The sequence below is a fragment of the Weissella sp. DD23 genome, assembly GCF_001579105.1.
Classification (GTDB): domain Bacteria; phylum Bacillota; class Bacilli; order Lactobacillales; family Lactobacillaceae; genus Weissella; species Weissella cibaria.
Map to the genome: position 1 here is coordinate 377974 of NZ_KQ970390.1, position 1163 is coordinate 379136.

The 1163-nt window shown below is 45.3% G+C and carries 2 protein-coding genes and 1 pseudogene; all 3 read right to left on the minus strand.

Annotated features, from left to right (window positions below; genetic code table 11):
* A pseudogene (locus WEIDD23_RS14285) lies at window positions 1-205 on the minus strand (helicase DnaB); the annotation flags it as partial.
* 15 nt (window positions 206-220) lie between these two features.
* Complete coding sequence (gene coaE / locus WEIDD23_RS01820; protein ID WP_010373625.1) at window positions 221-814, minus strand: dephospho-CoA kinase; 594 nt, start codon at window positions 812-814, stop codon at window positions 221-223.
* A gap of 3 nt (window positions 815-817) precedes the next feature.
* Window positions 818-1163: zinc finger domain-containing protein (locus WEIDD23_RS14290; RefSeq protein WP_278279463.1), on the minus strand; the 346-nt coding region annotated here is incomplete at its 5' end.

The window sequence follows — 1163 nt, forward strand, 5'->3', positions numbered from 1 at the left end:
GACTCATGGCTAATTCATCCAACAAATCAGCATGTTGATTGGCGGCATCCGTGGATTCGCCAAGCATCGCCCAGTTTAAGTACAAAGTAAATGCGTCTCGTCCAATGATTGGCAAATAAACCTTAGTCAATGACTGAACGGCAGCTAAATTGATAGGTTCATCGTAAATCAAACGATAGCGCTGACGAATACTAAATTCAGTCATCCCATTTGCTCCTTCTTAATGCAAAATTTCTGCTAACACGGCATCCACTTGTGCATAGGTTTCAGCAATTGTGCCAGCATTATCAATAACATAATCGGCCAATTGGCGTTTCTCAGCCAAAGGCATCTGCGAGTTAATCCGCTTTAAAGCAGCCTCTTCCGATAGATTATTGCGTGCCATGAGACGTTGTTTTTGCACCTCTTCCGGCACACTAACAACCATTACCGCATCGGCGCCGGCAGCGTTATGTCCTTCTAATAATAGTGGAATGTCCAATACAATTAGTGGTGCTCCTGCAGCTTCATGTGCGGCAATTTGCGCTCGCATGGATGCCTGTACCCGCGGATGCGTAATGGCATTCAATTGCTGCAATTTGGCGGGATTACCAAAGACAACCGAGCCAAGTGCCTGCCGATTGAGTGTACCGTCAGCTAGCAACATCTCTTCCCCAAAGGTTGCCACAATCTCAGCTAAAGCAGGCTCACCTGGCATAACGATCTCACGTGCAATGACGTCTGCATCCAACACGGGGATGTGTTGCTCTTTAAAGTGTGTTGATACTGTTGACTTACCAGTGGCAATCCCACCAGTCAATCCTAATTTAAACATGTTTTAATCCTTTTCTACTTGGCAAACCGGGCAAAAAGTTGTCCCACGTTGGGCGACTTTCATCTTTTCTAGTGGATGACCGCATCGCAAACAAGGTTCACCAACTCGACCGTAGACTTGCAGTTCATTTTGAAACTCGCCGGCTTCACCGAATGCTGTGGTAAAACTATGCACAGTTGTGCCGTGATGCTCGGTTGCCCGTGCTAATTCGGCAATAATATTATCACGAAGAACTGCTAATTCATCTTCAGAAAGCTTATTTGCTGGTGTCAAAGGATGAATCTTTGACTGCCACAGTGTTTCATCAACATAAATATTCCCTAATCCAGCAATATGACTTTGATCAAGC